The organism is Dactylosporangium sp. NPDC051541, from assembly GCF_044454505.1.
Lineage (GTDB): Bacteria > Actinomycetota > Actinomycetes > Mycobacteriales > Micromonosporaceae > Dactylosporangium.
In genome coordinates, this window is sequence record NZ_JBITDU010000056.1 from 1 (window position 1) to 1,408 (window position 1,408).

1 pseudogene is annotated in these 1,408 nt (G+C 69.2%); it reads right to left on the minus strand.

From position 1 onward, the window contains the following. Nucleotides 1-260: 260 nt before the first annotated feature. Nucleotides 261-1,343 (minus strand): annotated as a pseudogene (locus tag ACIA8L_RS56345) (IS701 family transposase); the annotation flags it as partial. Between the last annotated feature and the right edge of the window lie 65 nt (nt 1,344-1,408).

Genomic DNA, 1,408 nt, shown 5'->3' on the forward strand with positions numbered 1-1,408 from the left:
TACTGCAACGGCGGGTCGTGTCCTACGGCGGTTCGAGTCGTTTGCGGTAATGAGCGGCTCGGGCCTGTGCTTGCCTGCGTCTACGCCATCGTGACCAGTGCAGGATGTGGCTGGTGTGGTGCTGGACGGTGGTGACGAGCCGGGTGAACAGGCGGCGGATTTCGTTGCTGCTCAACGGGATCAGCATGTCCTGGCCCGGCTTGGTCCCCCTGTGACCGGCCGGCCTCGGCGGCCTCGGCGTCGCGGTCGGCTTCGGCGGCCCGGGTGATGACCAGGAACGCCGCTGCGGCCATGGCCAGGGTGATGTGCGCGTACCAGGCGTCGTAGCGACGGACCTGGTACTGGTCGAGGCCGACCTCGTTCTTCGCGGTCTGGAACGATTCCTCGACCGCCCACCTCGCGCCCGCGGTCCGGACCAGGGTCCGCAGCCGGGTGCCACGCGGCCCGAAACACACGTAGTACGCCACTTCGCCGGTACTGATGCTGCGCCGGGCGAGGACCCAGCCCCGCCGGCCGTGCGGAAACGCAGCGCGGATCGGCGTGGACACCCAATCGTAGACTCGCGGTCCGTGCGCGCCGTCACCGCAGGACATCCGCTGCCACGCACCCGCCCGGACCCTGCCGATCAACTCCTGCACGCCGGTCGTCGTGGCCAACCCGGACGGCACCTCGTGATCGCAGCGGGTCGCCATCACGTAGGCGATGTCCTGCTCCTCAAGCCAGGTCCGCAACCCCGGGTTCTGACCGTAGGCCTCATCAGCGGTGAACCACGCGAACGGCACCCCGGCCGCGACCGCCCGTTCGAGCATCGCCCGAGCCTGCTCCGGCTTCGTCGCGAACACAACACCGGCAGGCACCGCGGCCTGCGCGCACCGGGCCGGATCATCCGTCCACGACTTCGGCAGATACAACTCCCGGTCGATCAACGCCCGGCCCCGCCCCGACGCATAGGCCAGGAACGTGCCCAGCTGGCAGTTCTCGACCTTCCCCGCCGTCCCCGAGTACTGCCGCTGCACCCCCGCAGACCGGCGGCCCTTCTTCACGAACCCGGTCTCATCCGCGATCAGCACCCCGTCCGGCGCGCCGATCGCCTCGATCACGCAGGCCCGCACGTCATCGCGGACTCCGTCACGGTCCCACGCCGCGCTGCACAACATGCCCTGCAACCCGTCCGGCGACCCGTGACCGGCCTCCTCCGCGAGGGTCCAACCATTGCGGCGTTCCAAGGGCGCCAGCAACCCACGCAGATACGCCGCCGCCCGCCGACGCGGCTCCACCCGCTCAAACCGATGCGAAAACCGGAAGAACAACTCGTTCAACCCGGCATCCCACGACCCGACCAGCTCAACATCGACCACAACCAGTCAACGAGCCAGCACGAGCGGAGCCACGACCTGCCGTTGCAGTA